Origin of the sequence: Nocardioides panacis (genome assembly GCF_019039255.1) — a bacterium.
Lineage (GTDB): Bacteria > Actinomycetota > Actinomycetes > Propionibacteriales > Nocardioidaceae > Nocardioides_B > Nocardioides_B panacis.
The window spans coordinates 673,246-700,064 of record NZ_CP077062.1; the positions used below are offsets into that span (position 1 = coordinate 673,246).

27 protein-coding genes, 1 tRNA gene and 2 pseudogenes are annotated in these 26,819 nt (G+C 72.4%); 14 read left to right on the plus strand and 16 right to left on the minus strand.

Annotated features, from left to right (window positions below):
* Window positions 1-43 precede the first annotated feature (43 nt).
* Window positions 44-118, minus strand: a complete 75-nt coding sequence (locus KRR39_RS26480; RefSeq protein WP_371863162.1) for a 50S ribosomal protein bL37 — start codon at window positions 116-118, stop codon at window positions 44-46.
* A gap of 108 nt (window positions 119-226) precedes the next feature.
* Here KRR39_RS26480 and KRR39_RS03390 point away from each other — a divergent pair, with 108 nt between their 5' ends.
* The gene (locus tag KRR39_RS03390) at window positions 227-622 is read left to right on the plus strand and encodes a thioesterase family protein (protein ID WP_216940752.1); all 396 of its coding nucleotides are present in this window, start codon (window positions 227-229) and stop codon (window positions 620-622) included.
* Here the strand turns inward: KRR39_RS03390 and KRR39_RS03395 are convergent.
* The 7 genes and pseudogenes from KRR39_RS03395 to KRR39_RS03420 form a co-directional block, all read right to left on the minus strand.
* Complete coding sequence (locus tag KRR39_RS03395; RefSeq protein ID WP_216940753.1) at window positions 612-1,250, minus strand: 2'-5' RNA ligase family protein; 639 nt, start codon at window positions 1,248-1,250, stop codon at window positions 612-614. The two genes, KRR39_RS03390 and KRR39_RS03395, sit on opposite strands and share 11 nt — an antisense overlap.
* 88 nt (window positions 1,251-1,338) lie before the next feature.
* Window positions 1,339-1,827 (minus strand): GNAT family N-acetyltransferase, encoded by a 489-nt coding sequence (locus KRR39_RS03400; RefSeq protein ID WP_216940754.1) that lies wholly within the window; start codon window positions 1,825-1,827, stop codon window positions 1,339-1,341.
* 7 nt (window positions 1,828-1,834) lie between these two features.
* Window positions 1,835-3,496 carry an acetolactate synthase gene (locus tag KRR39_RS03405; RefSeq protein ID WP_216940755.1) on the minus strand — a complete coding sequence of 554 codons (1,662 nt, stop codon included), beginning with the start codon at window positions 3,494-3,496 and terminating at the stop codon, window positions 1,835-1,837.
* 9 nt (window positions 3,497-3,505) lie between these two features.
* Window positions 3,506-4,402: a sodium:solute symporter family transporter gene (locus KRR39_RS25510; protein WP_302053543.1), complete on the minus strand. Its 897-nt coding sequence runs from the start codon at window positions 4,400-4,402 to the stop codon at window positions 3,506-3,508.
* Window positions 4,403-4,541: 139 nt separating this feature from the next.
* Window positions 4,542-5,165, minus strand: a pseudogene (locus tag KRR39_RS25515) (sodium:solute symporter family transporter); the annotation flags it as partial.
* Window positions 5,162-5,470 (minus strand): DUF3311 domain-containing protein, encoded by a 309-nt coding sequence (locus KRR39_RS03415; RefSeq protein ID WP_216940756.1) that lies wholly within the window; start codon window positions 5,468-5,470, stop codon window positions 5,162-5,164. The gene KRR39_RS03415 and the pseudogene KRR39_RS25515, both read right to left, overlap by 4 nt.
* A gap of 63 nt (window positions 5,471-5,533) precedes the next feature.
* The gene (locus KRR39_RS03420; RefSeq protein WP_216940757.1) at window positions 5,534-6,382 is read right to left on the minus strand and encodes a DUF2785 domain-containing protein; all 849 of its coding nucleotides are present in this window, start codon (window positions 6,380-6,382) and stop codon (window positions 5,534-5,536) included.
* Between the two features lie 77 nt (window positions 6,383-6,459).
* On the opposite strand from KRR39_RS03420, the gene KRR39_RS03425 reads away from it, so the two are divergent.
* Entirely contained in the window at window positions 6,460-7,941 is a 1,482-nt protein-coding gene (locus KRR39_RS03425) for a sensor histidine kinase (RefSeq protein WP_216940758.1), read from the plus strand.
* Here the strand turns inward: KRR39_RS03425 and KRR39_RS03430 are convergent.
* Window positions 7,938-8,189, minus strand: a complete 252-nt coding sequence (locus KRR39_RS03430; protein ID WP_216942326.1) for a WhiB family transcriptional regulator — start codon at window positions 8,187-8,189, stop codon at window positions 7,938-7,940. The genes KRR39_RS03425 and KRR39_RS03430 overlap by 4 nt on opposite strands.
* Window positions 8,190-8,585: 396 nt before the next feature.
* On the opposite strand from KRR39_RS03430, the gene KRR39_RS03435 reads away from it, so the two are divergent.
* Window positions 8,586-9,002 (plus strand): hypothetical protein, encoded by a 417-nt coding sequence (locus KRR39_RS03435; protein WP_216940759.1) that lies wholly within the window; start codon window positions 8,586-8,588, stop codon window positions 9,000-9,002.
* Window positions 9,003-9,014: 12 nt separating this feature from the next.
* Here KRR39_RS03435 and KRR39_RS03440 read toward each other — a convergent pair whose 3' ends face one another.
* The 3 genes from KRR39_RS03440 to sodN all read right to left on the minus strand — a co-directional run bounded on the left by KRR39_RS03440 (window position 9,015) and on the right by sodN (window position 10,724).
* On the minus strand, window positions 9,015-9,779 hold the full coding sequence (locus KRR39_RS03440; RefSeq protein ID WP_216940760.1) for an RNA polymerase sigma factor SigF: 765 nt from the start codon (window positions 9,777-9,779) through the stop codon (window positions 9,015-9,017).
* Window positions 9,780-9,825: 46 nt separating this feature from the next.
* Window positions 9,826-10,209: an ATP-binding protein gene (locus KRR39_RS03445; RefSeq protein ID WP_216940761.1), complete on the minus strand. Its 384-nt coding sequence runs from the start codon at window positions 10,207-10,209 to the stop codon at window positions 9,826-9,828.
* Between the two features lie 113 nt (window positions 10,210-10,322).
* Window positions 10,323-10,724, minus strand: a complete 402-nt coding sequence (gene sodN / locus KRR39_RS03450) for a superoxide dismutase, Ni (RefSeq protein ID WP_216940762.1) — start codon at window positions 10,722-10,724, stop codon at window positions 10,323-10,325.
* Between the two features lie 110 nt (window positions 10,725-10,834).
* Between sodN and KRR39_RS03455 the strand changes: the two genes are divergently transcribed.
* The 3 genes from KRR39_RS03455 to KRR39_RS03465 all read left to right on the plus strand — a co-directional run bounded on the left by KRR39_RS03455 (window position 10,835) and on the right by KRR39_RS03465 (window position 13,434).
* Window positions 10,835-11,161: a S24 family peptidase gene (locus tag KRR39_RS03455; protein WP_254185482.1), complete on the plus strand. Its 327-nt coding sequence runs from the start codon at window positions 10,835-10,837 to the stop codon at window positions 11,159-11,161.
* Between the two features lie 78 nt (window positions 11,162-11,239).
* Window positions 11,240-12,436: an NAD(P)-dependent malic enzyme gene (locus KRR39_RS03460; RefSeq protein WP_216940763.1), complete on the plus strand. Its 1,197-nt coding sequence runs from the start codon at window positions 11,240-11,242 to the stop codon at window positions 12,434-12,436.
* A gap of 29 nt (window positions 12,437-12,465) precedes the next feature.
* Window positions 12,466-13,434, plus strand: a complete 969-nt coding sequence (locus KRR39_RS03465; RefSeq protein ID WP_216940764.1) for a zinc-binding dehydrogenase — start codon at window positions 12,466-12,468, stop codon at window positions 13,432-13,434.
* Between the two features lie 4 nt (window positions 13,435-13,438).
* Here KRR39_RS03465 and KRR39_RS03470 read toward each other — a convergent pair whose 3' ends face one another.
* The 3 genes from KRR39_RS03470 to KRR39_RS03480 form a co-directional block, all read right to left on the minus strand.
* Window positions 13,439-13,855 (minus strand): AAA family ATPase, encoded by a 417-nt coding sequence (locus tag KRR39_RS03470; RefSeq protein ID WP_254185483.1) that lies wholly within the window; start codon window positions 13,853-13,855, stop codon window positions 13,439-13,441.
* A 189-nt stretch (window positions 13,856-14,044) separates the two neighbouring features.
* Window positions 14,045-14,224, minus strand: coding sequence for a DUF6104 family protein (locus KRR39_RS03475; RefSeq protein ID WP_216940765.1), 180 nt, complete (start codon window positions 14,222-14,224; stop codon window positions 14,045-14,047).
* A 3-nt stretch (window positions 14,225-14,227) separates the two neighbouring features.
* A complete protein-coding gene (locus KRR39_RS03480) occupies window positions 14,228-18,025 on the minus strand; it encodes a multifunctional oxoglutarate decarboxylase/oxoglutarate dehydrogenase thiamine pyrophosphate-binding subunit/dihydrolipoyllysine-residue succinyltransferase subunit (protein ID WP_302053544.1) in 3,798 nt (1,265 codons plus the stop codon).
* A gap of 175 nt (window positions 18,026-18,200) precedes the next feature.
* Here KRR39_RS03480 and KRR39_RS03485 point away from each other — a divergent pair, with 175 nt between their 5' ends.
* The gene (locus KRR39_RS03485; protein ID WP_216940766.1) at window positions 18,201-18,839 is read left to right on the plus strand and encodes a hypothetical protein; all 639 of its coding nucleotides are present in this window, start codon (window positions 18,201-18,203) and stop codon (window positions 18,837-18,839) included.
* Window positions 18,836-19,732 carry an LCP family protein gene (locus KRR39_RS03490; protein ID WP_254185484.1) on the plus strand — a complete coding sequence of 299 codons (897 nt, stop codon included), beginning with the start codon at window positions 18,836-18,838 and terminating at the stop codon, window positions 19,730-19,732. The genes KRR39_RS03485 and KRR39_RS03490 overlap by 4 nt, the downstream gene beginning before the upstream one ends.
* Window positions 19,733-19,734: 2 nt before the next feature.
* Here KRR39_RS03490 and KRR39_RS03495 read toward each other — a convergent pair.
* Window positions 19,735-19,810, minus strand: a tRNA-Arg gene (locus tag KRR39_RS03495).
* 184 nt (window positions 19,811-19,994) lie between these two features.
* On the opposite strand from KRR39_RS03495, the pseudogene KRR39_RS03500 reads away from it, so the two are divergent.
* The 6 genes and pseudogenes from KRR39_RS03500 to thrB all read left to right on the plus strand — a co-directional run.
* A pseudogene (locus KRR39_RS03500) lies at window positions 19,995-20,255 on the plus strand (response regulator); the annotation flags it as partial.
* A 25-nt stretch (window positions 20,256-20,280) separates the two neighbouring features.
* The gene (gene argS, locus KRR39_RS03505) at window positions 20,281-21,948 is read left to right on the plus strand and encodes an arginine--tRNA ligase (RefSeq protein WP_216940768.1); all 1,668 of its coding nucleotides are present in this window, start codon (window positions 20,281-20,283) and stop codon (window positions 21,946-21,948) included.
* A complete protein-coding gene (gene lysA, locus KRR39_RS03510; protein ID WP_216940769.1) occupies window positions 21,948-23,351 on the plus strand; it encodes a diaminopimelate decarboxylase in 1,404 nt (467 codons plus the stop codon). Before argS ends, lysA begins: the two co-directional genes overlap by 1 nt.
* A gap of 4 nt (window positions 23,352-23,355) precedes the next feature.
* A complete protein-coding gene (locus KRR39_RS03515; protein ID WP_216940770.1) occupies window positions 23,356-24,666 on the plus strand; it encodes a homoserine dehydrogenase in 1,311 nt (436 codons plus the stop codon).
* Window positions 24,666-25,760 (plus strand): threonine synthase, encoded by a 1,095-nt coding sequence (thrC, locus tag KRR39_RS03520; RefSeq protein ID WP_216940771.1) that lies wholly within the window; start codon window positions 24,666-24,668, stop codon window positions 25,758-25,760. The genes KRR39_RS03515 and thrC overlap by 1 nt, the downstream gene beginning before the upstream one ends.
* Entirely contained in the window at window positions 25,757-26,668 is a 912-nt protein-coding gene (gene thrB, locus KRR39_RS03525; RefSeq protein ID WP_216940772.1) for a homoserine kinase, read from the plus strand. Before thrC ends, thrB begins: the two co-directional genes overlap by 4 nt.
* Window positions 26,669-26,819: the final 151 nt, after the last annotated feature.

Sequence of the window (26,819 nt, forward strand, 5' to 3'; positions counted from 1 at the left end):
CGGGGTCTTCTGCTGTGCGCGTGCTGCGCAAGAAACGCCTGGATCAGGCGTTGGGGCGCTTACCGTGGTTCGCGGCCTTCTTCTTGCGGGCGCGGCGCTTGCGGCCGGTCTTACCCATGGTGTCCTCCTCAACGCTGATCAGTCAGCAACCCCGACCGTGACGGTCAGGGCGCGGACCATTCTCGCATCCGGTCGTGGACTGAGGCGAATCGGGCAGGATGGCCGGATGCAGACGCCGACCACGACCGGAGACAGCGCGACCCTGGAGTTCACGGTCACCGACGACGACACGGCCCTCGCCCTGGGGTCGGGGAGCCTCGAGGTGCTGGCCACGCCCCGGCTGCTCGCCTGGTGCGAGGCGGCCACCTGCGCGGCGCTGGAGGGGGCGCTGGCCGACGAGCAGACCAGCGTCGGGACCCGCGTCCAGCTCGAGCACGTCGGCGCCAGCACGGTCGGTGCCGCGGTCCGGGTCACCGCCACCGTGGTGTACGTCGACGGGCGGCTGCTGCGCTTCGAGGTGGTCGCCGAGCAGGCGCCGGACGACAAGGTCGTCGCGCACGGCGAGGTGACCCGGGTGGTCGTGGACCGCGATCGGTTCCTGGCCCGGCTGCCTAGGCCGTGAGCGGCAGGGAGGCGCGCACGCTCCACTGGTAGTGCCGGTCGCGGCGGGTGACCGCGGCGAGCGTCAGCCGGGGGACCGAGACGGTCAGCGTCTCCCCGGCCAGCGTCGCCAGCGCGGCCAGCACCGACGCCGCGTCGCACGGCTGGTTCGTGTAGGCCAGGCTGACGTGCCCCCAGAAGGGCAGCGGCTCGTAGCCGGGGTCGCGGGCAAGCACCGCGGTCGTCGCGGTGCGCAGCCGGCCGCAGAGCTCGTCGAGGTCGGCGGCCGAGGTGGCCGCGAGGACGATCGCGTCCTCCATCGTGGTGACCGGGCCGAGGTGGATCGGGCCGGACCGCCAGTCCTCGATCACGGCGCGCACGGACTCGACCACCCGGTCCACGTCGTCGGGCGCGAGCGCGTCGACGAAGCCCACCTCGTCGAGGGTGAGGTGCAGCCAGGGCACGGGGATCAGGTCGACGGCGGCCAGCGGCCGCAGCCGCTCGTGCGAGCGGCGCGCGAGGTCGGCGAGCTCCGGCTGGTCCTCGAAGGTGAGGTACCACATCAGGCACGGCCGCTCGACGTGCCAGTCGGGGCGCCAGCCCCAGTGGTCGACCAGCTGGGTCGCCTCCGGCCGTGCGGTCTGCTCCACCAGAGACTCCCAGCGACAGGGTCCCGAGCGGTCCGGGGCCGGCACCGAAAACGCTACTGAGCCGGCGGCTCCCGTGTCTGCGACACGCTCACAGGGCGAGACGGAACGCCAGCAGCTCGAACCCCGGGGAGGGCGACCAGTCGCGCTCGGGCAGCCGGCGGAAACCGAGCCGCTCGTAGATGCGGTGCGCGTCGGCCTGCTCCGGGAGGCTGCAGAGCAGCACCGCGGTGTAGCCCAGCTCCCGGGACCGCTCGAGGCAGACGCCGACCAGCGCCTCGCCGACGCCGCGCCGCCGGAACGCCGGCGCGACGGCGAGCATCCGGAACTCGCCCTCGTCCTGCCCGGCGACCTCGCTCCACGGCGACCCCTGCGGGCAGAACGTCACGGTCCCGGCCAGTTCGCCGGTGACCTCCGCGACGTACACCTCGGCCTCGCGGGAGCGGGTCACCGCGTCGCGCAGGTGGGCGGCGTAGGGGTCGTCCTCGACCAGCACCCCGTCGGCGACGTACGCCGCGACCGTCAGCCGGCCGACCTCGCGGAGCTCGTCGACGTGCGCGGGCCGCACGGTCACCGTCACGGCGCGCTCACACCCCGAACGTGGCGCGCGGGTAGGCCGCGTCCACGTCCGTGATGACGTTGACGAGGTAGGGCGTGCCGGCGGCGAACGCCCGGTCCAGGGCCGGGCCGATCTGGGCCGGGTCGGTGACCGTCTCACCGCCCCCGCCGAGCGCGGTGACGACCTGGTCGTAGCGGGTCTGCGGGGCGAGGTCGGCCGCGACGTCGTACCCGTAGAGCATCTGCATCGGGCCCTTCTCCAGCCCCCACGCGGAGTTGTTGCCGCAGACCATCACCACCGGCAGGTCGTGGCGGACCAGGGTGTCCACGTCCATCAGCGACATCCCCGCCGCGCCGTCGCCGAGCAGCAGCACGACCTGCGCCGAGGGCCGGGCGAGGCGGGCGGCGATCGCGGCCCCCAGCCCGGCGCCGAGGCAGCCGTAGGGGCCGGGGTCCAGCCAACCGCCGGGGCGCCTCGGCTCGACGAACTTGCCGGCGAAGGACACGAAGTCGCCGCCGTCCCCGATCACCACGGAGTCGTCGGCCAGGCGGGGCACCAGCTCGCCGTAGATGCGGGCCGGGTGGATCGGGTCGGCCTCGGACCGCAGCAGCGCGGAGTCCCGCTCCACGGCGGCGGCGACGCCGGCCTGCAGGTCGCCGAGCCAGGTGGACCAGTCCGGCCGGTGCGGCTGCGCCTCCAGGGCCGCCTGCACGCCGTCGAGGACCGAGGTCAGGTCGCCGGACGCGGAGGCCGCCAGCTCGGCGTGCCCCGACACCTGGCCGGGGGAGTCGGCGAGGTGCACGACCTGGGCCTGGGGTGCGCCGTCCTTGCCGCCGAAGACGCCGTAGCCGAGCCGGAAGTCCAGCGGGGTCCCGACCACCACGACCAGGTCGGCGGTGCCGAACGCCTTCGAGCGTGCCTTGGTGACCAGCAGCGGGTGGCCGCCGGGGACCACGCCGCGGCCCATGCCGTTGGTGACGACCGGGACGCCGGTCTCCTCCACGAAGCGCAGCGCGGCCTCCTCGGCCCCGTCCGCCCAGACATCGGTGCCCAGCACCAGCAGCGGGCGCGCGGCCTCGGCGAGCAGCTTCCCGACGCGGGCCAGCGCGTCCGGGTCGGCCTCGAGCCGCTGCCGGGGCCCGACGGCGGGGAGGTCGACGGTGGCCTGGTCGAAGAACTGGTCCATCGGTACGTCGAGGAAGGTCGGCCCCCGGTGCGAGGAGCCGGCCAGCGTGAACGCCTCGCCGACCGCGCCGGCGATCTCGCCGACCCGCGCCACGGTCCGGGCGGACTTGGTGACAGTCGCGAGCAGCGGCGGGTGGTCGAGCTCCTGCAGGCTGCCCGTGCCCCAGCGGTTCTCCGGCGCCCGTCCGCCCACGACGACCAGCGGCGAGCCGCTGAACTGCGCCTGGGTGACGGCGCTGACCCCGTTGGTAACACCGGGACCGGCCGTCAGCACGGCCAGCCCCGGCACCCGGGTCAGCTTGCCGACGGCCTCGGCGGCGAACACGGCGGTCTGCTCGTGCCGCACGTCGAGGATCCGCATCGGCGGCTCGGCCTTGACGGCGCCGTCGTACATCGGGAAGACGTGGGCGCCGGACAGCGTGAACAGCGTGTCCACGCCGTGCGCGGCCGCGACGGCGACGGCGTGGTCGCCGCCGTGGCCCTGGAGGGAGGTGACGTCGGTCATACCCGGAGGTTACGGGGTGGTCGGTGCGGTGCCCGGCTCGCCTTCCAGCACGTCCTCGACGCCCCGGTCGCCGGCGTCCGCGTGGTAGTCGGACGGCGACGTCTCGTCGGTGCCCTCCGGGAGCTTCATCGCCCGGAACACGAGCGTCAGCAGCACCGCCACGACCACGTTGATCGCGAACGCGGTCAGCGCGATGTAGCCCTTGGTGTCGGTGAACGGGATCAGCTGCAGCGGGCCGCCGAAGTGCGACCCGGGCTTGCCGACCGCCGGGACCATGTAGGCCGTCCAGGTGCCGTAGACCATCCCGACCGCCCAGCCCGCGAGCAGCGCGTTGCGGTGGAACCAGCGGGTGTAGAGCGAGAAGACCAGCGCCGGCATCGTCTGGAGGATCCACACGCCGCCGAGCAGCTGGAAGTTGATCGCCTCCTGGGTGCCCAGGCCGAGCACGAAGGCCAGCGCGCCGAACTTCACGACCAGGGAGATCAGCTTGCTCTGCTGGGCCTCCTGCTTGGGGGTGGCCGCCGGGTTGATGAACGCCTTGTAGATGTTGCGTGTCCAGAGGTTCGCCGCCGCGATCGACATGATCGCGGCCGGCACGAGCGCGCCGATCGCGATGGCCGCGAACGCGATGCCGGCGAACCAGCTCGGGAACTGCGACTCGAACAGCGCCGGCACCGACTGCTGCGGGTTGTCCACCTTGATGCCGGCGGCGATGGCCGCGAAGCCGAGCAGCGCCAGCAGGCCGAGCAGGAAGGAGTACGCCGGCAGCAGCGCGGCGTTGCGGCGGATCACCGAGCGGTTCTTCGACGCGAGCACGCCGGTCAGCGAGTGCGGGTACATGAACAGCGCCAGCGCCGAGCCGAGGGCCAGCGACGCGTAGGCCCAGTGCGCGGCCGGCGGCGGCATGATGCCCTTGGCCTGGGCCGTGCCGGCGGCGATCGCGTCGGCGTTCTCGGTGTTGAAGGCCGTGGAAGGAGTCCCGCGCCGAGGCGAAGATGTTGTCCCAGCCGCCGAGCTGGGAGGGCAGGTAGAACACCGCCACGATGATCACGAGGTAGATCAGGCCGTCCTTGACGAACGCGATCAGCGCCGGCGCCCGCAGCCCCGAGGCGTAGGTGTACGCCGCCAGCACCGCGAACGCGATCAGCAGAGGAGCGTCCCTCTCGAGCCAGGAGGAGCTCGCGTCGCCGCCGATGCCCATGATCTCGAGCACCACCTGGATGCCGACCAGCTGCAGGGCGATGTAGGGCATCGTCGCGAGCAGGCCGGTGACCGCCACCGCGAGGGCGAGCGGCTTGGAGTCGAAGCGGCCGCGCACGAAGTCGGCGGGGGTGACGTAGCCGTGCCGGTGCGAGACCGACCAGAACCGCGGCAGGAAGATGAAGATGATCGGGTAGAGCACGATCGTGTAGGGCACCGCGAAGAACCCGACCACGGAGCCGGCGTACAGCGTCGCCGGCACCGCGATGAACGTGTAGGCGGTGTAGATGTCGCCGCCGATCAGGAACCACGAGATGAACGTGCCGAAGCCGCGGCCGCCCAGGCCCCACTCGTCGAGGCTGTCCATGGAGTCCGCGCGCCGCCAGCGCGCGGCCAGGAAGCCCATCACGGTGACCAGCAGGAAGAAGAACAGGAAGATGCCCAGCTCGACGCCGTTGACGTCCTTCATCGGTCGTCCTCCGGGGACTCGGGCTCGGCGGGGAGGCCGAAGGTCGGTCGGTCCTTGGCGGTCGCGGACAGCGACAGCCGGAACGCCACGAAGGTGAGCACGGAGACCACCGGGATCATCGCGAACTGGAACCAGTAGAAGAACGGGAAGCCCCACAGCGTGGGCGTCTCGCGGTCGTAGAGGCCGACGAGCAGCGGGACGACGATGCCGATGCCGAGCAGCACGGCGACCACCGCCCAGGTGCCGGTGGCGCGACGTCGCGGGGGAGACCCGGACCCGTCGGACGCGGGGTTACGTTGCGACATGTGCGTTCCACCTCCGAGTGAGCAGACAACCGCAGCGACCGTAGCCACATCCAGGGCAGATGGCTACTGCAGGTAGGTGGGGTTCGCCGCGCGGAGGTGCCCGATCAGCACCAGCAGGAGGTCGGCCCGGCAGGCCGGGGACCGCGGGGCGAGCGCCAGCTGCAGGTGCAGGGCGCGCAGGTAGGACTGCACGTTGCCGGTCACCAGGAAAGGGTCGTCGACCCCCTCGGGGGTCGGCGTGGACAGGTCCGCGAGGCGGGCCACCCACGGCTCCAGCACCTCCATGCCCACCAGGTCGCGGCGCAGGATGCACAGCGTCGCGGCGGCGAACCGGTCGTCCTCGCCGTGCACCAGCCGGGACCGGGTCGGCTCGAGCAGCCGGTCCGCGATCACGTCGAGCAGCACGGTGAGCTCCAGGCGGCCCATCACCGGGGCCTCGGCGAGCGCGCCGAGCGCGTCGGCGCCGTGCGCCAGGGCGTGCGCCCAGCCCTTGCCCAGCACGAACCCGCGCAGGTCCCGCTCGCGCACCAGCCAGCCCGCGAGGCGGTCGCCCCAGCGGAGCAGCGTGTCGTCCGGCAGGCCCGCCCCGGTGCCCGCCAGGGTGCCGGCCCGCTCGAGCACGACGGCGAGCACGAGCGCCGAGAAGCTGCGGCGGAACACGGTGTCGGTGCCGTCCTCGCCGAGGCCCACCGCGAGGCCGGCGGTCATGCCGTCGCCGAGGCCCTCCAGCAGGTCGTCGTACACGCCCTCGGAGACCCAGGCGGCCAGGGTGGGGAAGGCGACCATGTCCCGCTGGTAGGGGTCCGCGGAGCCGAGCATCGTGGTCAGCTCGACGGTCAGGTCGGCGAGCGGGAGGTCGGTCGGGAGCCGGTGGCCCTCGGCCACCACCCGGTCCCAGAACGCCGCTTCCATGGGGGCATCCTCTCACTGCCGTCCACGCCCGGCAGGAGCGGGCCGACCGGGTGCCCGGCCCTCCTATGCTGACCTGCGTGCCGTCGCTGACCGAGCTCGTCCGGGCCCACACCGACCTCGACGCCGAGGACGTGGCGTGGCTCCAGCTGCTCCTCGCCGACTGGCAGATCATCGCCGACCTCTCGTTCGCGGACCTGGTGCTCTGGCTGCCCGACCGGGAGGGCTCCGGCTACTGGGCGGCGGCCCAGATGCGTCCGACGACCGGCCCCACGGCGTACGTCGACGACCTGGTCGGAGCGTTCGTGCCGAAGGGCCGCCGGCCGCTGATCGACTCGGCCCACGAGCACGAGCGGGTGGCCCGCGAGGGCGACCCGGAGTGGCGCGACGACATCCCGGTGCGGGTGGAGGCGATCCCGGTCCGCCGGGGGAGCAGGATCCTGGGGGTCATCGCCCGCAACACCAACCTGCTCGGGGTGCGCACGCCCAGCCGGCTGGAGCTGGCCTACCTGCAGACCGCCACCGACCTCGCCCAGATGATCGCGGGCGGGCACTTCCCGTTCCCCGGGCAGCGCTCGGACCACGCGGACTCGCCCCGGGTGGGGGACGGCTTCGTGCGGATCGACGCGGCCGGCCGGGTCACCTACGCCAGCCCCAACGCGCTGTCGGTCTACCGCCGGCTCGGGCTCTCGGCGGACCTGACCGGCCTCGACCTCGCCGAGACCACCCGCTCGCTGGTGCCGCCCGGTCGCCGTCCCGACGAGGAGACGCTGAGCGCGGTGCTCGGCGGCACGGCCCCCCGCGACACGGAGACCGGCACCGAGGACACCACCCTGATCCTCCGGGCGATCCCGCTGCGGCCGACCGGCGAGCACCTGGGTGCGCTGGTGCTGCTGCGAGACGTCACCGACCTGCGCCGCCGCGACCGGGAGCTGGTCACCAAGGACGCCACGATCCGCGAGATCCACCACCGGGTGAAGAACAACCTGCAGACCGTCGCGGCGCTGCTGCGGCTCCAGGCCCGTCGGATCGAGTCGCCGGAGGGCCGCGAGGCCCTCGAGGAGGCGGTCCGCCGGGTCGGCTCGATCGCGATCGTGCACGAGACGCTGAGCCAGGCCTTCGACGAGTACGTCGACTTCGACGACGTCGCGGACCGGCTGCGGGTGATGGTCACCGAGGTCAGCTCGCGCGGGGCGACGGTGTCCTCACGGCGCGAGGGCCGGTTCGGGACGCTGACCGCGGAGGTGGCCACCCCGCTGGCCATGGTGCTCACCGAGGTGCTCCAGAACGCCGTCGAGCACGGTTTCGGGGAGGGCGCGGGCGCCATCACGGTCACCGCCCGGCGTCGCCCGGGCCGGTTGCAGGTGACCGTGGTCGACGACGGGCGGGGACTGCCGGCCGGGTTCGACCTCGCGGGGTCGACGAGCCTCGGGCTGTCGATCGTCCGGACCCTCGTCGAGTCCGAGCTCGACGGGGTCCTCGAGATGGGGCCGGGGCCGCAGGGCGGCACCCGGGTGATGATCGACGTCCCGATCGAGCGGGACGTCGATCGGTCGGTCTAGGCGGTGCGGACCTTGGCACGGGCGTTGCGACGCTTGAGCGCGCGGCGCTCGTCCTCGCTCATCCCGCCCCAGACACCGTGGTCCTGCCCGGCCTCGAGGGCCCATGCGAGGCACTGTTCGCGCACGTCGCAACGACGGCACACCTGCTTGGCTTCCTCGATCTGTAGGATGGCCGGACCGGTGTTGCCGATCGGGAAGAACAGCTCCGGGTCCTCTTCGAGGCACGCAGAGCGGTGGCGCCAATCCATGGCGGACGACTCCTTCAGTCGAGGGGTGGCGGCGGTGGCCGACCATTGGTCGTTCGGTATGGGCGTTCCCCCGTTGTGAACGCTTTCACGAGCAGCTCCTGCCTCCGCCCGGTGGGGCAGGAGGTGGGAGATCACCATCGTGACAGGTCCATACGCCTGATGACCGATGACAAGCCTCGCAAGAGTTCGGTGCTCGTTCAACCCTTCGTGATCGTCACGTTGGTCACAGCCGATGACAGTAACGGACCTGATACCCGTTTCCCAGTCTCATCTAGGCCGCGCGGCGGGTTTTTCCCGTAGCCGTGTGAACCGGGCAGCGACGGGTAACGGCTTGGCCGGGCGGCGGGCGCGGGGCGCGGGGCGCGGGGCGCGGGGCGGTGCGTAGCATGCTCGACCGTGACCACCCCCGCCCAGCCGCCGCTGCCGAGCCCCGACCGGCGCCGCGTGCCGCCCCCGCTCGTCGTCGCGTGCTCCCTCGTCGGGCTCGAGGCGGTCTCGCTGGTGATCTTCGGCGTCGTCGAGCTGCGCTCGCTGGAGACCAGCAAGCTCACCATGGGACTGACCACCTCGCTGTTCTTCGCGCTGTACGGCGTCGGGCTGGCGGTGTTCGCCTGGCTGCTCTACCGGCTGCAGTCCTGGACCCGGGCGCCGGTCGTGCTCGCCCAGCTGATCCAGCTCGGCGTGGCCTGGAGCTTCCGGACCGGGGCGACCGCGGTCATCTCGGTGGTGCTCACCGTGGTCGCGGTCGTCGTGCTCGTCGGGGTGTTCCACCCGGCCTCGCTGCGTGCGGTCGAGGAGGCCGACCGGCCCTAGGGTCCCGGCGCGTCAGTCGCCGGGGAGCGACTCGGCCTCGAGCGAGTCGCGCAGCCGGGCGAGGGTGCGGGCCAGCAGCCGCGAGACGTGCATCTGGGAGATGCCGATCTCCGCGGCGATCTGCGACTGGGTCATCCCGCGGAAGAACCGCAGGGTCAAGATGTGCTTCTCGCGGGGGTCCAGCGCCTCGAGGAGCGGCTTGATGGTCTCGCGGTTCTCGACGTGCTCCAGGGCCTCGTCGTCGCCGCCGATCACGTCGATCATCGACAGCGCGCTGTCGTCGCCGGAGTCCGGCGCGTCCAGTGAGAGCGTGGAGTAGGCGTTCGAGGACTCGAGGCCCTCGAGGATCTCCTCGTCCGACACGCCGATGCGCACCGCCAGCTCGGAGATGGTGGGGGAGCGGCCGTGCTGCTGGGTGAGGTCGGCGGTCGCGGTGGTGATCGACAGCCGCAGCTCCTGGAGCCGGCGGGGCACCCGGATCGCCCAGCCGCGGTCCCGGAAGTGCCGCTTGATCTCGCCCACGATCGTGGGCGTGGCGTACGTCGAGAACTCCACGCCGCGCTCGGTGTCGAACCGGTCGATCGCCTTGATCAGGCCGATGGTGCCCACCTGCAGCAGGTCGTCGAACGGCTCGCCGCGGTTCAGGAAGCGGCGGGCGAAGTGCTCGACCAGCGGCAGGTGCAGGTGCACCAGCTGGTCGCGGTAGTGGCTCCGCTCCGCCTCGCTGGCACCGTCCTCGCGCAGGCGTGCGAACAGCTCGGCGCTCCTGGCCCGCATCTGGGTCAGGTCTCCGTGGTGCTGTCGAGAGCCCCCGATCACGCCCCTACTCCGCGTCGGTGGTTCCGCGCGCGAGCGTCACGGTGAGCCGGTCCCCGTCGACGTCCGCCGTGACCTCGTTGGTGAGCGCGGCGAGCACGGTCCAGGCGAAGCCGTCCCGGTTGGGCGGGCGCGGGGAGTCGCACAGCGCGGTCACGGCCACCGTGAGCCGGGTGGGCTCGAGGTCGAACGTGCAGGTCAGGTCCGAGTGCTCGCGGGCCTGCGGGAGGACCATCGCGCACGCCTCGTCCACGGCGATCCGCAGGTCCTCGATGTCGTCGAGGGTGAAGTCGAGACGGGCCGCGAGGCCGGCGGTGGCGGTGCGGAGCACGGCCAGGTAGGCGCTGTCGGCCGGGATGCGCAGCTCCACGTCCGGGTGTTTCTGTCCCACGGAGTCGTTAACCCTTCGTCGCTCTAGCGCGAAGGAAGGCCGGACGCGCCTGCGCCCGACCCTCCTTCTGCGTCGTTCGTTGCTGTCCTTCGGCGGAGACAGGGTGAAGTCTGTCAGGACTTCTTGGTCTCCCAGAAGATTTCGGCAATCTCGTCGATCTTGGCCAGCAGGTCGTCGGCCACCTTGGCGTCGAGCGAGCCCTTCGCGCCGGTCGCGCCGGCGAGCTTGGTGGCCTCGTTCACGAGCTGGTGCAGCTGGGGGTACTTCTCGAAGTGCGGGGGCTTGAAGTAGTCGGTCCACAGCACCCAGAGGTGGTGCTTGACCAGCTCGGCCCGCTGCTCCTTGATCAAGATGGCGCGGGTGCGGAAGTCGGGGTCGTCGTTTTCGTCGACCTTGGCGATGATGCCCTTGATCGACTCGGCCTCGATGCGTGCCTGTGCCGGGTCGTAGACGCCGCAGGGCAGATCGCAGTGGGCCTGGACTTCGAGGGTCTGAGCGAAGATTCGCGCGAACATGCGGGTCCTTTCGTTACTGAGATGATGACGCCGACAGCGACACTACTCCGGGTCGACGTCGTGCGTTCCGGAGGGCCGACAGGCGGCGTACGAGAGGGATCGAGGTACCCATGCACCCGTCCCGCATGCGTCGCGAGCTCGCGACGTGGGGCCTCGCGGTGGTCCGCGGACGGTCGATGCGGCCCACCCTGCGCGACGGTGACCGGCTGCTCGTGCGGCACGGCGCGGCGCCGCGGCCCGGTGACCTGGTCGTCGTACGCCTGCCCGACGGGGTGGTGGCGGTCAAGCGCGCCACGATGCGCCGGGACGGCGGCTGGTGGGTGGAGCGGGACAACCCGGACGAGGGCGTCGACTCCTGGCAGGTCGGGGCGATCCCCGAGGCCGACGTGCTGGCCGTGGTCCGGCTGCGCGTGTGGCCGCTGCGGCGCCCCGGCTGAGTGTGGAGCGGGTCACACCCGTCTCGCGGACCGCACCACCCGAGACAGCGGGGCCGCCCGCATGGTTGCCTTGCCTCGATGTCACAGACTCCTGAGCCCACGGACCCCGCCGCCGCCCGCGCGGCCGACCCGGTGTTCGACCTGCACCGGGGCGGCAAGATGGAGATCGCCTCGACCGTCGCGCTCGACGGCCGGGACGACCTCTCGATGGCCTACACCCCGGGCGTCGCCCGCGTGTGCGAGGCGATCGCCGCCGAACCCGACCTGGTCGACGACTACACCTGGGTCTCGAACACGGTCGCCGTCGTGACCGACGGCACCGCCGTGCTCGGCCTGGGTGACATCGGCCCGGCCGCGGCGATGCCGGTGATGGAGGGCAAGGCGGTCCTGTTCAAGCAGTTCGGCGGCGTGGACGCCGTCCCCCTCTGCCTGGCCACCCAGGACGTCGACGAGATCGTGGAGACCGTCGTCCGGCTCGCGCCGAGCTTCGGCGGGATCAACCTCGAGGACATCTCGGCGCCGCGCTGCTTCGAGATCGAGCAGCGGCTCAAGGACCTGCTCGACATCCCGGTCTTCCACGACGACCAGCACGGTACGGCGGTCGTGGCGCTGGCCGCGCTGGAGGGCGCGCTGCGGATCACCGGGCGCGACGTCACCACCGCGCGGATCGTGATCTCCGGGGCCGGGGCGGCCGGGGTCGCGGTGGCCCGGATCCTGCTCGCGGCCGGCGTCACCGACCTCGCGGTGACCGACCGTCGCGGCGTGCTGCACTCGGCCCGCGGTGACCTCACCCCGGTCAAGCTGGCCCTGGCCGTCGACACCGCCGACCGGACCGGGCGCACCGGGCTGCTCGCCGACGCGCTCGACGGCGCGGACGTCTACATCGGCGTCTCCGGCGGCAACGTGCCCGAGGAGGTCGTCGCCCGGATGGCCCCGGACGCGGTGATCTTCGGGCTGGCGAACCCCACGCCGGAGGTGCACCCCGACGTCGCGGCCCGGCACGCCCGCGTGGTCGCGACCGGCCGATCGGACTACCCGAACCAGATCAACAACGTGCTCGCGTTCCCCGGGATCTTCCGGGGCGCGTTCAACGTCCGGGCGACCGCGATCACCGAGGGCATGAAGCTCGCCGCCGCCAACGCGCTGGCCGCCCTGGTCGGCGACGACCTGGCCGTGGACTACATCGTCCCGTCCCCGTTCGACCCGCGTGTCGGCCCGGCCGTCTCCGCCGCGGTCGCCGCCGCGGCCCGCGCCGACGGCGTGGCCCGCCGCTGACGGCTGGGTGCCGTCGCTAGGGTCGGGTCATGTTCGCCGTCTACGCAGAGTCCTTCTCCTCCGACGAGCCGCTGTCCGCGCTGACGGTCGGGGAGCGTCCCGACCCGGTCGCCCCGGACGGCTGGACGACCATCGACGTCAAGGCCGCCTCCCTCAACCACCACGACCTCTGGTCGCTGCGCGGGGTGGGCCTCAAGCAGGACGCGCTGCCGATGATCCTGGGCTGCGACGCCGCCGGGCTCGACGAGGACGGCAACGAGGTCGTCGTGCACGCCGTGGTCAGCGACCCGTCCTGGACCGGCGACGAGACCCTGGACCCCAAGCGGTCGCTGCTCAGCGAGCGGTACCAGGGCACGTTCGCCGACAAGGTCGTGGTGCCGCGGCGCAACGTGGTGCCCAAGCCCGCCTCGCTGAGCTTCGAGGAGGCCGCCTGCCTGCCCACGGCGTGGCTGACGGCCTACCGGATGCTGTACACCCAAGGCGGCCTCAAGCCCGGGGACAGCGTGCTGGTGCAGGGCGCCGGCGGCGGTGTCGCCACGGCGCTGATCGCGCTGGGCCGCGCCGGGGGCCTGCGGGTCTACGCCACCAGCCGCGACGAGGCGAAGCGCACGCGGGCGCTCGACCTGGGCGCGCACGAGGTGTTCGAGAGCAACGCCCGGCTGCCCCGTCGGGTCGACGCGGTCATGGAGACCGTCGGCAAGGCGACGTGGTCGCACTCGGTGAAGGCGCTGCGTCCCGGCGGGACCCTGGTCATCTCCGGCACGACCAGCGGGCCCGACGTGGACAACGCCGAGCTGACCCGGGTGTTCTTCCTGCAGCTGCGGGTGATCGGCTCGACGATGGGCACCCGCTCGGAGCTCGCCTCCCTGACCGAGCTGCTCGACGTGAGCGGCGTACGCCCGGTGATCGACCAGGTGCTGCCCATGGAGCAGGCCGCCGACGGGTTCGCCGCGATGGCCGGCGGCGACCTGTTCGGCAAGGTCGTCTTCACCCGCTGAGGGGTCAGAGGACGTGCCGGAGGTAGCGCATCGGGGCGTCGAGGTAGCGGCGCCAGTGCGCGACCAGCTCCAGCTCCTCGTACGTCGCCTCGCGCAGCCCCCACGGTCCGACCTCGAGGATCCGGGCGCCGGGGAGGGCCGCGAGCAGCGGTGAGTGGGTCGAGAGGATCTGCGCCCCGCCGGCCGCGAGCTCGTGCAGCGTGCCGACCAGGGCGATCTGCGCGGAGAACGACAGCGCGGCCTCGGGCTCGTCGAGGCAGTACAGCCCGGGGGAGTCGAAGCGCGACCCGAGCAGCGCGAGGAACGACTCGCCGTGGCTCATCTCGTGGAAGCGCGGCTCGAGCCGGCCGTTCGACTTCGGGTGGTCCTCGAGGTAGCTGTAGTAGCCGTGCATCGTCTCGGCGCGCAGGAAGAACCCCACTTGCTGGCGCCGGCCCCGCGATCGTGGACTTGCCGCTGCCGTTCTCCCCGACCAGCAGCGTCACCCCGCCGGGCAGGTCCCAGCCCTCACGCAGCAGCTGCTCCACCGCCGGCACGGAGGCCGGCCACTCGACGTACGACTCCGGCGCGCGGTCCGACGCGGTGATGCGTCGGACCGGGCGCTGGTCGATCACTCGTCGTCGGGGTCGTCGAGCCGGGCCAGCCAGGTGGCCAGCCGCTCGACCGGGATCTCGAACTCCGGGAAGGTGTCCACGAACTCCTGCATGCGGTCAGCCACCCAGGCGAGCGTGACCTCCTCGTCGCCGCGGCGCTTCTCGAGCTCCTCGAGCCCTCGGTCGGTGAAGTACACGGCTCAGCTGAACGCCTGCTGCATGAGCGCCTTCTGCTCCTCGATGTGCCGCGAGTGCTGGCCCACCGAGGGGGAGGAGGACTCCGGACGGGAGACCCGGTAGAACGGGATGCCGCCGAGCTCGGGCGTGAGGTTCAGGGCCATGTGCGGCCACGGGCCCATGTTGGCGGGCTCGTCCTGCACCCAGCGGACCTCCTGGAGGTTCGGGTACTTCGCGAGCTCGGCCTTGAGCTCCTCGACCGGACGCGGGTAGAGCTGCTCGACGCGGACGATCGCCGTGTGCGGGGTGTCGCCCTCCCGCTTCTTGCGCTCGACCATCAGGTCCCAGGTGATCCGGCCGCTGCACAGCAACACCTTCTCGACCTTGCTCGCGTCGACCTGGTCGTCGCCGACCACCGGGCGGAAGGTGCCCTCGGTGAAGTCCTTCGGCTGCGACGCGGCCTCCTTGCGCTTGAGCATCGACTTGGGGGTGAACACGATCAGCGGACGGTGCTCCTCACCCAGCGAGTGCTTGCGCAGCAGGTGGAAGTAGCTCGCCGGGGTCGACGGCTGGGCCACCACGAACGCCTCGTCGGCGCCCATCGCGAGGAACCGCTCGATGCGGGCCGAGGAGTGGTCCGGGCCCTGGCCTTCGTAGCCGTGCGGCAGCAGCAGCACGACGCCGGACTGCTGGCGCCACTTGGTGTGGCTGGCGGTGATGAACTCGTCGATGACGATCTGGGCGCCGTTGACGAAGTCGCCGAACTGCGCCTCCCACAGCACCAGCGCGTCGGGACGGGCCACCGAGTAGCCGTACTCGAACCCGAGGACGGCGTACTCCGAGAGCAGCGAGTCGTAGACGTAGAACTGGGCCTGCTCCTCGGTGAGGTTGGCCAGCGGCGTCCACTCGTCGGCGTTCTGCCGGTCGATGATGGTCGCGAAGCGGGACACGAAGGTGCCGCGGCGCGAGTCCTGGCCGGAGAGCCGGACCGGGCGACCGTCCATGAGCAGCGAGCCGAACGCCAGGATCTCGCCGGTGCCCCAGTCGATGGGGCCCTCGTTGATCGCGGCGGCCCGACGCTGCAGCTGGGGGAGCACCTTGGGGTGCACGGTGAAGCCCTCGGGGGCGTTGACGTGCGCGTCGGAGATCCGCTTGAGGGTCTCCATCGGGATCGCCGTGCTCTCCTCGAAGCCGTGCTTCTCGGGGTAGTCCGGCACGGTGGTCCACTCCGTGGGGCCCTTGCTGGCCTCCCGCACCTCGGTGAACACCCGCTCGAGCTGCTGCTGGTAGTCGCGCAGCACCTGCTCGGCCTCCTCGACCGTGATGTCGCCGCGGCCGATCAGGGACTCGGTGTAGAGCTTGCGCACCGAGCGCTTCTGCTCGATGAGGTCGTACATCAGCGGCTGCGTGTACGACGGGTCGTCGCCCTCGTTGTGACCGCGACGGCGGTAGCAGACCAGGTCGATGACGACGTCCTTCTTGAACGCCTGGCGGTACTCGAAGGCGAGCCGCGCGACCCGGATGCAGGCCTCGGGGTCGTCGCCGTTCACGTGGAAGATCGGCGCCTGGACCATGCGGGCCACGTCGGTGCAGTAGAGCGAGGAGCGCGACGAGGCGGGCGAGGTGGTGAAGCCGACCTGGTTGTTGACCACCACGTGGATGGTGCCGCCGGTGCGGTAGCCGCGCAGCTGCGAGAGGTTCAGCGTCTCGGCGACCACGCCCTGGCCGGCGAACGCCGCGTCGCCGTGCACGAGCAGCGGGAGCACCGGGAACGCGGCGCCCTTGTTGAGCACGTCCTGCTTGGCACGGGCGATGCCCTCCAGGACCGGGTCGACGGCCTCGAGGTGGGACGGGTTCGCCGCCACCGACACCTTGACCCGCGCCCCGCTGCCGGCGGAGAACTCGCCCTCGGCGCCGAGGTGGTACTTCACGTCGCCGGAGCCCTGCACGGTGCGGGGGTCGATGTTGCCCTCGAACTCGCGGAAGATCTGGCTGTACTTCTTGCCGACGATGTTCGCGAGCACGTTGAGCCGGCCACGGTGCGCCATGCCGATCGCGACCTCGTCGAGGCCGCCCTCAGCCGCCGCCTCGCAGATCTCGTCGATCAGCGGGATGGTCGTCTCGCCGCCCTCGAGGCTGAAGCGCTTCTGGCCGACGAACTTGGTCTGCAGGAAGGTCTCGAAGGCCTCGGCCTGGTTGAGCTTGAGCAGGATCCGCAGCTGCTCCTCGCGGGGCGGCTTCACGTGCGGCTGCTCGACGCGCTGCTGGATCCAGCGACGCTGCTCCGGGTCCTGGATGTGCATGTACTCGATGCCGACGGTGCGGCAGTAGGAGTCCCGCAGGATGCCGAGGATGTTGCGGAGCTTCATGAAGCGCCGGCCCTCGCCGCCGAACGAGCCGGTGGCGAACTCCCGGTCGAGGTCCCACAGCGTCAGGCCGTGGCTCTCCACCTCGAGGTCGGGGTGGCTGCGCTGCTGGTACTCCAGCGGGTCGGTGTCGGCCATGATGTGGCCGCGCACCCGGTAGGCGTGGATCAGCTCGAGGATCCGGGCCTGCTTGGAGATCTCGTCGTCGTGGCTGGCCGAGATGTCGCGCGACCAGCGGATCGGCTCGTAGGGGATCCGCAGGGCCCGGAAGATCTCGTCGTAGAAGTCGTCCTCGCCGAGCAGGAGGGCGTGCACGCGCTTGAGGAACTCGCCGCTCTGCGCGCCCTGGATGACCCGGTGGTCGTAGGTCGAGGTCAGCGTCATGACCCTGCTGACCGCGTTGCGGCTCAGCGTCTCGTCGGACGCGCCCTGGTACTCCGGCGGGAAGTCCATCGAGCCGACGCCGATGATCGCGCCCTGGCCCTTCATCAGCCGCGGCACGGAGTGGTTGGTGCCGATGGTGCCCGGGTTGGTCAGGCTGATCGTGGTGCCCTGGAAGTCGGAGACCGCGAGCTTGTTGTTGCGCGCCTTGCGGACGATCTCCTCGTAGGCCGTCCAGAACGCGGCGAAGTCCATCGACTCGGCGGCCTTGATCGAGGGCACCAGGAGCTGGCGGGTCCCGTCGGGCTTGGGCAGGTCGATCGCGAGGCCGAGGTTGATGTGCGCCGGCGTGATCAGGGTGGGCTTGCCGTCGACGACGTCGAACCCGACGTTCATCTCGGGCATCGTGCGCAGCGCCTTGACCAGGGCGTAGCCGATCAGGTGCGTGAACGACACCTTGCCGCCGCGGGCGCGGGACAGGTGGTTGTTGATGACGATGCGGTTGTCCCAGAGCAGCTTCACCGGGACCGAGCGGACGCTGGTGGCGGTCGGGACCGTCAGGCTGGCGTCCATGTTCTGGACGGTGCGGGCGGGGGCGCCGCGCAGCACGGTGAACGTGGGCTGGTCCGAGGCCTTGGCCTCGGCCGGCTTCTCCGGCTCCTTGGGCACCGGGCTGGTGCTCGAGGGCTGGGTGGGGCGGGCGTCCGCGCGGGTGGCGGTGTCCGACGACGGCTTCGCGATCGCGGCGGCCTTGTCGGCGGCGGCGCGAGCGGGGGCCGGAGCGCTGGCGGGGGCCTTCGCCGGAGCCTTCGCAGGCGCCTGGGCGGGTGCCGCGGGCTGGGCGGCGGCCGGGGCCTGCGCGGGCGCGCTCGTCGCGGGCTTCGCGGTGTTCCCGTTGCCGTTGGGTTCGTGGTGCTTGAAGAAGTCCCACCACACCTTGTCGACGCTGTTCGGGTCGCGCTGGTAGCGCTCGAACATCTCGTCCACCAGCCACTCGTTCGCGCCGAACGCGGCTAGGGGGTCGACGGCTGACTCGCTGTCGACGGGGGATGCGCCTTTCGAAGACTCGGCCACGGCCTGGATCGCCTCTTCCGATGAATTTCTGTGATGAATCTCTAGGGTGGGAACGGCTACCAGGCTAGACCGTGACGCCAACCCGGCGCAGCCCGGGATCGCCGCTGACGGCCAGGTGTTGCCAGGGTCACGTCGTGACTGGCTCCCAGTCCCCGTCCAGGAAGAGGCGACCGGTGTGAAACCGCCCCTCCGCACGTCCCTCGCGCGCTCCGGACTGGTCCTGCTGACCTCGGCGGCAATGCTCACCGCCGCCGCGGGCTGCACCGACGAGGACCCCCCGTCGGCGGCGCCGTCGAGGACCGCCGCACCCACCCCGACCAGCACCCCGGTGCCGGACTCGGTGCCGCTGAAGGTGGTCGTCACCCGGGTGTCCGGGAAGCTGCCGGCCGCGAGCCGCCCGGCTCTGGAGGCGAACGTGGGGCGCACCCTCTCGGCGTACGTCGACGCGGCGTTCCTGGGCGGCGACTACCCGCGCTCGGACTTCTCCGGCTCCTTCGGGGCGTTCACCCCGGGCGCGGCCGAGGACGCGCGCCGCGACCAGGCGCTGCTCACCAACGCGGCGTTCGGACCCTCGACCGAGTCCGTGCGGGCGACCCGGCGCACGGCGTACCTCTCGGTCCTGGCGCCCTACCGGGTGGCCGCCGGCGTCACCGCGAAGGTCGACCTGGTCTTCGTGGTCGACCGGGGCGACCGGCCCGCCCAGCGGGTCCGGCTCGCCGGCCGGCTGCTGCTGACCCGGGCCGCCGACGACGGCCGGTGGGCCGTCTTCGGCTACGACCTGCACCGTTCCGTGACCCCGAGGAGTGTCTCGTGAGGGCCGTCCGCCGATCCGTCCTGCTCGGCCTGGTGCTCGCCGTGGCCGCGGTGGTGATGCCCCCGTCCACGGTTCGGACCGCGGACACCTCCCTGGTCGTGGTGCGCACCGCCCAGGCGGTGGACCACCCGCGCTCGGTGGTCTGGATCCTCTGCCTCGGCTCGGACGCCCGCCCCGGGGAACGGCTGATCGGCACCCGCGCGGACGCGATCCAGCTGGTCGGGCTCAACCTGGACACCGGCGCCGGCACCATGATCGGCGTCCCGCGCGACTCCTACGTGGACATCGCCGGGCACGGCCACGACAAGATCAACGCCTCCATGACGTACGGCGGCCCGCAGCTGATGGCCGACTCGGTCGGACGACTGGTCGGCGTGCGGCCCGACTACGTGTTCACCACCGGCTTCCTCGGGTTCCGCGGGATGGTGCGCGCGATCGACGGGGTCACCGTCGACTCGAGGTTCGCGTTCTCCGACCCGGTCCGGCCGCAGGGCTACAAGAAGGGGATCAACCACCTCAACCCGTTCCAGGCGCTGATCTTCGGCCGGGTCCGGCACCCGCTGCCGCGCGGCGACTTCGACCGGTCGGCCAACCAGCAGGAGCTGCTGCGGAGCATCCTGCGCAAGGTGCGGGTGCACCAGTCGGATCCGGGGTTCATGGAGCGCGGGCTGCTGGCGTCGGTGAAGTTCATGGACACCGACCTGACGCCGGCCGAGCTCTACCGGCTCGCGCAGGCCGTCACCGCGATCCGGCCGGGCAGCCTGCACGGCTGCGTGATCAGCGGGCCGACGGGCGACGCGGGCGGGGCCAGCGTGGTGTTCCCGGACGTGGCCCAGGCCCGGCGGCTGGGGGACGACGCCCGCAAGGACGGCACCCTGGACCACGGATGTTGAGCTGGTGCCCCCCGGTAGGATTCGAACCTACGCCACCGCCTCCGGAGGGCGGTGCTCTATCCCCTGAGCTACGGGGGCTCATGGTGCGGGACGAGCGTACATGACGTGGGAGGACCCGTGATGGGGGGCAAGGTCTCGACGCCGCCGGGTGCTGCCCGGGTGCTGGTCGTCGACGACTCCGCCGCCATCCGCACGCTGATCGTGGTGAACCTCCGGCTCGAGGGGTACGACGTCCGCGAGGCCGACGACGGCGAGCACGCTCTCGAGGTCGTGGGGGGAGTGGCGCCCCGACGTGATCACCCTCGACGTGGTGATGCCCCGGCTGGACGGCTTCGCGACCCTGGAGCGGCTGCGGGCCGACCCGGACACCGTGGACATCCCGGTCGTCCTGGTCACCGCCCGGGCGCAGGTCGCCGACCGGGAGCGGGGCGACGCGCTCGGCGTCGACGCCTACCTCACCAAGCCGTTCGAGCCGGCCCACCTGGTCGAGGTCGTCGGCGCCCTGGCCCGCACCGGCCCGTAGCCCGCGCCGCCGATACCCTGGGGCGGTGAATCCCGAACAGCTGTCCGCCGCGATCGTCCAGGCCCTCGAGGCCCTCGTCCAGGAGGGCTCCCTGAGCCTGCCCGACGGGGTGCCCGCCACGGTGGTCGTCGAGCGCCCGCGCAACCGGGAGCACGGTGACTACGCCACCAATGTCGCGCTGCAGCTGGCCAAGAAGGCCGGCGTGCCGCCGCGCGACCTCGCGACCGCGCTGGCGGCCCGGCTGGCCGAGGCCGACGGCGTCGCGAGCGCCGAGGTCGCCGGGCCGGGCTTCCTGAACATCCGCGTCGAGGCCGGTGCGCAGGGTGCGGTCGCCGCGCAGGTCGTCGAGGCCGGCGCGTCGTACGGCACCACGCAGACGCTGGCCGGCACCCGGTTCAACGTCGAGTTCATCTCGGCGAACCCGACCGGCCCGATCCACCTGGGGCACACCCGCTGGGCGGTGGTGGGCGACGCCATCGCGCGGGTGCTGGAGGCCGCCGGCGCCGAGGTCGCCCGGGAGTTCTACATCAACGACCGCGGCAACCAGATGGACAAGTTCGGCGCTTCGCTGGAGGCCGTGGCGCTCGGCCTGCCGGTGCCCGAGGACGGCTACCTCGGCGACTACGTGCACGACCTCTCCCGCCGGGTGGTGGAGGAGAACCCGCACATCCTCGACCTGCCCGAGGGGGAGCGGGTGGTGGCCTTCCGGGAGGCGGGCTACAAGATCCAGCTCGCCGAGCAGCAGGAGCAGCTCGGTGGCTTCCGGACCAACTTCGACGTGTGGTTCTCCGAGCGGAGCCTGCACGACGGGGACAAGGTCAGCAGGAGCCTGGAGAAGCTCCGCGGGCAGGGCCACCTCTACGACGCCGACGGCGCGCTGTGGATGCGGACCACCGACTTCGGCGACGACAAGGACCGGGTGCTCGTCCGGTCCAACGGCGAGCTGACCTACTTCGCCTCGGACGCGGCCTACTACGTCGACAAGCGCGAGCGTGGCTTCGACGTGTGCCTGTACCTCCTCGGCGCCGACCACCACGGGTACGTCGGCCGGCTGAAGGCCATGGCCGCGTGCACCGGGGACGACCCGAGCCGCACGCTCGAGGTGCTGATCGGCCAGCTGGTCAAGATCCTGCGCGGCGGCGAGGAGATCCGGCTCAGCAAGCGGGCCGGCACGATCGTCACGCTGCAGGAGCTCGTCGAGATGATCGGCGTGGACTCGCTGCGCTACACGCTCTCGCGCTACCCCGCGGACTCGCCGCTGACCCTCGACGTCGAGGAGATCACCCGGCAGGCCTCGGACAACCCGGTGTTCTACGTGCAGTACGCCCACGCCCGGCTGTCCGCGGTGCTGCGCAACGGCGCCGACCTGGGGCTGACCCCGCCGCGCGGCGACGCGTTCGACCCCGCGCTGCTCGCCCACGAGAAGGAGGGCGAGCTGCTGCGCGCGCTCGCCGAGTTCCCGCGGGTGATCGCCACCGCCGCGGAGCTCCGTGAGCCGCACCGGGTGGCCCGCTACCTGGAGGACACGGCGTCGAAGTTCCACCGGTTCTACGACGCCTGCCGCGTGCTGCCCATGGGCGAGGAGGACCCGGCGCCGATCCACGCCGCCCGCTTGCTGCTCGTCGAGGCGACCCGCACCGTGATCGCCAACGGCCTGCGGCTGCTCGGCGTCTCCGCGCCGGAGCGGATGTAATGGCCCGCGCGCACGAGGCCGGCTGGGCGCACGGCGAGGGGTTCTCCCGCGGGCCGGCCTGGCTGCGTCCCCCCGAGGACGTGAACGCCCTGGTCCCGCTGCTGTGGTCCTCGACCGCCCGCAAGACCGACGACGGCGCCCTCGAGGTGGGCGGCGTCGACCTGCGCGCGCTGGTCGCCGAGCACGGCTCACCGGCCTACGTCCTGGACGAGGCCGACTTCCGGTCGCGGGCCCGGGCGTTCCGCGACGCGTTCGCCGGCTACGACGTCTACTACGCCGGCAAGGCGTTCCTGTGCACGACGGTCGCCCGGTGGGTCGCGGAGGAGGGCCTGAGCCTCGACGTCTGCTCGGCCGGCGAGCTCACCGTCGCGCTGCGGGCCGGGTTCGACCCGGCCCGGATCGGCTACCACGGCAACAACAAGACCACCGCCGAGCTGCGCCGCGCGGTGACCGCGGGTGTCGGCCGGGTCGTCGTCGACTCGTTCCAGGAGATCGAGCGGCTGGCCGCGGTGACCCGCGAGCTGGGGGCGACCGCTCGGGTGCTGGTCCGGGTGACCGCCGGCGTCGAGGCGCACACCCACGAGTACATCGCCACCGCCCACGAGGACCAGAAGTTCGGCTTCTCGATCACCTCGGGCGACGCGCTGGACGCCGTACGACGGGTGCTGGACGCGCCCGGGCTCGAGCTGCGCGGGCTGCACTCGCACATCGGGTCGCAGATCTTCGACACCTCCGGGTTCGAGGTCGCCGCGCGCCGGGTGCTGTCGCTGCACGCCCAAGTGTCCTCCGAGCTCGGCGTGACGATGCCCGAGATGGACCTCGGCGGCGGCTTCGGCATCGCCTACACCACCCAGGACGACCCCTCCGACCCCGCCCAGCTGGCCACCGAGCTGACCAAGATCGTCGAGCACGAGGCCCGGGCGCTCGGCATCGAGGTGCCGGAGCTCTCGATCGAGCCGGGCCGGGCGATCGTCGGGCCGGCGATGTGCACGGTCTACGAGATCGGCACCGTCAAGGAGGTCGGCCTCGACGCCGGCGCCCGCCGCACCTACGTCTCGGTCGACGGCGGGATGAGCGACAACATCCGCACCGCGCTGTACGACGCCGACTACTCGTGCACGATCGCGTCACGCCGCTCGGAGGCTACCCCGGTGCTCGGCCGCGTGGTGGGTAAGCACTGCGAGGCCGGCGACATCGTCGTCAAGGACGAGTTCGTGCCCGGCGACCTCGTCCCGGGGGACCTGCTGGCGGTGCCCGGGACCGGTGCCTACTGCCGCTCGATGGCCAGCAACTACAACCACGCGCTGCGCCCGCCGGTGCTGGCGGTCCGCGACGGAGCGGTCACGATCGCCGTCCGTCGTGAGACGGAGGACGATCTGCTGCGCACGGACGTGGGAGCCTGATCCCGTGAACACGAGCTCGAGGAAACCGCTGAGGCTCGCCCTGCTCGGCTGCGGGTCGGTCGGCAGCCAGGTCGTGCGCCTGCTGCGCGAGCAGGCCGACGACCTGACCGCGCGGACCGGCGCGGAGATCGAGCTGGTCGGCGTCGCCGTACGACGGCCGGACCTGCAGCGCGACGCCGAGGTGCCGCGCGAGCTGCTCACCACCGACGCCGTGGGCCTGGTGTCGCGCGGCGACCTGGACCTGGTCGTGGAGGTGATCGGCGGCATCGAGCCGGCCCGCTCGCTGATCCTGACCGCGCTGGAGAACGGCGCGTCGGTGGTCACCGCCAACAAGGCGCTGCTCGCCGAGGACGGCAGCACGCTGTTCGCCGCGGCCGAGAAGGCCAACCGCGACCTCTACTACGAGGCCGCGGTCGCCGGCGCGATCCCGATCATCCGGCCGCTGCGCGAGTCGCTGGCCGGCGACCGGGTCCGCCGGGTGCTGGGCATCGTGAACGGCACCACCAACTTCATCCTCGACAAGATGGACACCCTCGGCAGCGGGTTCGCCGAGGTGCTCGAGGAGGCCCAGGCGCTCGGGTACGCCGAGGCCGACCCGACGGCCGACGTGGAGGGGTACGACGCCGCCGCGAAGGCCGCGATCCTCGCCAGCCTCGCGTTCCACACCCGGGTGACCGCCGCCGACGTCTACCGCGAGGGCATCTCGGAGGTCAGCGCCTCCGACGTCGCCTCGGCCCGGGACATGGACAGCGTCGTCAAGCTGCTCGCGATCTGCGAGCTCCGCGACGGCCCGAACGGCCCGGCCGTCTCGGCGCGCGTGCACCCCGCGATGATCCCCAGGTCGCACCCGCTGGCCAGCGTCCGCGGCGCCTACAACGCGGTCTTCGTGGAGAGCGAGGCCGCCGGCCAGCTGATGTTCTACGGCCCCGGCGCCGGCGGGTCGCCGACCGCGAGCGCGGTGCTCGGCGACCTGGTGACGGTCGCCCGCAACCGGCTCAACGACGTGCGCGGCCCGGGGGAGTCGGCCTACGCCCAGTGCGAGGTGCTGCCGATGGGCGACACCCTGACCCGCTACCACGTGGCGCTCGACGTCGACGACCGCACCGGCGTGCTGGCGGCCGTGGCCCAGGCCTTCGCCGAGCACGGCGTCTCGATCCAGACCGTCCGCCAGGAGGGTCACGGCGACGACGCGCAGCTCGTCGTGGTCTCGCACCGCGCCACCGACGCGGCGCTGTCCGCGACCGTCGAGGATCTGCGGGCCCGGGACTTCGTGCACGACGTGTCCTCGGTGATGCGCGTCGAGGGGGACTCCTGATGAGCACCACCGAGTCCGGGGTGGTGACCGGCGCCCACCAGTGGCGCGGCGTCATCGAGGAGTACCGCTCCTGGCTGGACATCCCGGACAGCACCCCGACCATCACCCTGCGCGAGGGCGGCACCCCGCTCGTCGACAGCCGCTGGCTCTCGGAGCTGACCGGCGCCGAGGTGTGGCTCAAGGTCGAGGGCGACAACCCCACCGGCTCCTTCAAGGACCGCGGCATGACCGTCGCGCTGTCGGTGGCGGTCGGCGAGGGCGCCGAGGCGGTCGTGTGCGCCTCGACGGGCAACACCTCCGCCTCGATGGCGGCGTACGCCGCGCGGGCCCGGATCAAGCCGCTGGTGCTGGTGCCGCAGGGCAAGATCGCCGCCGGCAAGCTGGCCCAGGCGATCGTGCACGGCGCCCAGGTGATCATGGTCCGCGGCAACTTCGACGACTGCCTGCGGCTCTCCCGCGGGCTCGCCGCCGACTACCCGGTCGCGCTGGTCAACTCGGTGAACCCGATGCGCCTGGAGGGGCAGAAGACCGCCTCCTTCGAGATCGTCGACTTCCTCGGTGACGCCCCGGACGTGCACGTCCTGCCCGTGGGCAACGCCGGCAACATCTCGGCGTACTGGAAGGGCTACACCGAGTACGCCCGCGCCGGCCGGAGCACGCGGACCCCGCGGATGCTCGGCTGGCAGGCCGCCGGCGCCTCGCCGCTGGTCTCGGGCGCGCCGGTCAGCGATCCCGAGACCGTCGCCTCCGCCATCCGGATCGGCAACCCCGCCTCGTGGCACCTCGCGGTCGCGGCGGCCTCCGAGTCCGGCGGCCGGTTCCGCGCGGTCACCGACGAGCAGATCCTCACCGCGCAGCGCGCGCTGGCGGCCAACGACGGGGTGTTCGTCGAGCCCGCCTCGGCGGCCGGGGTGGCCGGCCTGCTCACCGAGGTCGCCGAGGGCACGTCGTACGCCGGCCGGCAGGTCGTCGTGACGGTGACCGGCCACGGCCTCAAGGACATCGACACCGCCCTGTCCACGTTCACCGACCTGGTCGACACGGTGGTCGACGCCGACGTCGACGCGGCCGCAGAGGCGGCGGGGCTGCGTTGACCACGCTCGTGTCCGGGCCGGTGACGGTCTCGGTGCCGGCGACGAGCGCGAACCTCGGTCCCGGCTTCGACGCGCTCGGGCTCGCGCTCGACCACCGCGACCGGGTGACCGCCGAGGTGGTCGACGAGCCCGGTGTCCGGATCACGGTGTCCGGGATGGGGGAGGGCAGCGTGCCGCTCGACGAGCGGCACCTGGTCTACCGCTCGATGCTCGCCGCGTTCGCCCACATGGGGCACGCGGTGCCCGGCCTCCGGCTGCACTGCGAGAACGTCGTGCCGCACGCCCGCGGGCTCGGCTCCTCCTCGGCGGCCATCGTCGCCGGCGTCTGCGTGGCCCGGGGCCTCGTGGGCGGCGGCTCGCTGCTGATGGACGACGACGCGGTGTTCGCACTCGCCGCCGACCTCGAGGGGCACCCGGACAACGTGGCCCCGGCGCTGTACGGCGGCTTCACCGTCGCCTGGCGCGAGGGGGAGCGGTTCCGGGCCACCACGCTGGCCGTCGACCCGCGGGTCCAGGTCGTAGCGCTCGTGCCGCCGGTCGGCGTCGAGACGTCGGTGGCCCGGGGCCTGCTGCCCGCGACCGTGTCGCACGGCGACGCCGCCGCCAACGCGGGACGTGCGGCGCTGCTGGTGGCGGCCCTGGGGCGGCAGCCCGAGCTGCTGCTGCCCGCGACCGAGGACCGGCTGCACCAGGGCTACCGGGAGCCGGCGATGCCGGACTCGCTGCGGCTGGTGCGCGCCCTGCGCGCCGACGGCCTCGCCGCGGTGGTCTCGGGCGCCGGGCCGACCGTGCTGGTGCTCACCGACCGCAGCCAGCAGCGGGTGGTGGCCGGGAGGGCCCCTGAGGGCTGGACCGCGCTGACCGTCCCGATCGACGCGGACGGTGCCCGCGTCGACCTTCCGGAGTAGCCGTCCGGGACGATCCCGAGGTGCTAGGCTGCCGGTGCGCCGGTGACCGTGGTGCGTAACGACGCGCCGAGCAGCGATTCACGCGGCCGCGCATTTCTCTCCCGCCTCCTCCGTCCTGCCTCGTCCCTCGGTGCTTCGCACCGGGGTGGGG

Excerpts from the sequence above, each read along its gene's own strand:
- KRR39_RS03390 (WP_216940752.1), top strand. The coding sequence starts at position 227 with ATGCAGACGCCGACCACGACCGGAGACAGCGCGACCCTGGAGTTCACG.
- KRR39_RS03405 (WP_216940755.1), bottom strand. The coding sequence starts at position 3,496 with ATGACCGACGTCACCTCCCTCCAGGGCCACGGCGGCGACCACGCCGTC.
- KRR39_RS25510 (WP_302053543.1), bottom strand. The coding sequence starts at position 4,402 with ATGCCGCCGCCGGCCGCGCACTGGGCCTACGCGTCGCTGGCCCTCGGC.
- KRR39_RS03415 (WP_216940756.1), bottom strand. The coding sequence starts at position 5,470 with ATGTCGCAACGTAACCCCGCGTCCGACGGGTCCGGGTCTCCCCCGCGA.
- KRR39_RS03420 (WP_216940757.1), bottom strand. The coding sequence starts at position 6,382 with ATGGAAGCGGCGTTCTGGGACCGGGTGGTGGCCGAGGGCCACCGGCTC.
- KRR39_RS03430 (WP_216942326.1), bottom strand. The coding sequence starts at position 8,189 with ATGGATTGGCGCCACCGCTCTGCGTGCCTCGAAGAGGACCCGGAGCTG.
- KRR39_RS03440 (WP_216940760.1), bottom strand. The coding sequence starts at position 9,779 with ATGCGGGCCAGGAGCGCCGAGCTGTTCGCACGCCTGCGCGAGGACGGT.
- sodN (WP_216940762.1), bottom strand. The coding sequence starts at position 10,724 with ATGTTCGCGCGAATCTTCGCTCAGACCCTCGAAGTCCAGGCCCACTGC.
- KRR39_RS03455 (WP_254185482.1), top strand. The coding sequence starts at position 10,835 with ATGCACCCGTCCCGCATGCGTCGCGAGCTCGCGACGTGGGGCCTCGCG.
- KRR39_RS03460 (WP_216940763.1), top strand. The coding sequence starts at position 11,240 with ATGTCACAGACTCCTGAGCCCACGGACCCCGCCGCCGCCCGCGCGGCC.
- KRR39_RS03465 (WP_216940764.1), top strand. The coding sequence starts at position 12,466 with ATGTTCGCCGTCTACGCAGAGTCCTTCTCCTCCGACGAGCCGCTGTCC.
- lysA (WP_216940769.1), top strand. The coding sequence starts at position 21,948 with ATGGCCCGCGCGCACGAGGCCGGCTGGGCGCACGGCGAGGGGTTCTCC.
- thrC (WP_216940771.1), top strand. The coding sequence starts at position 24,666 with ATGAGCACCACCGAGTCCGGGGTGGTGACCGGCGCCCACCAGTGGCGC.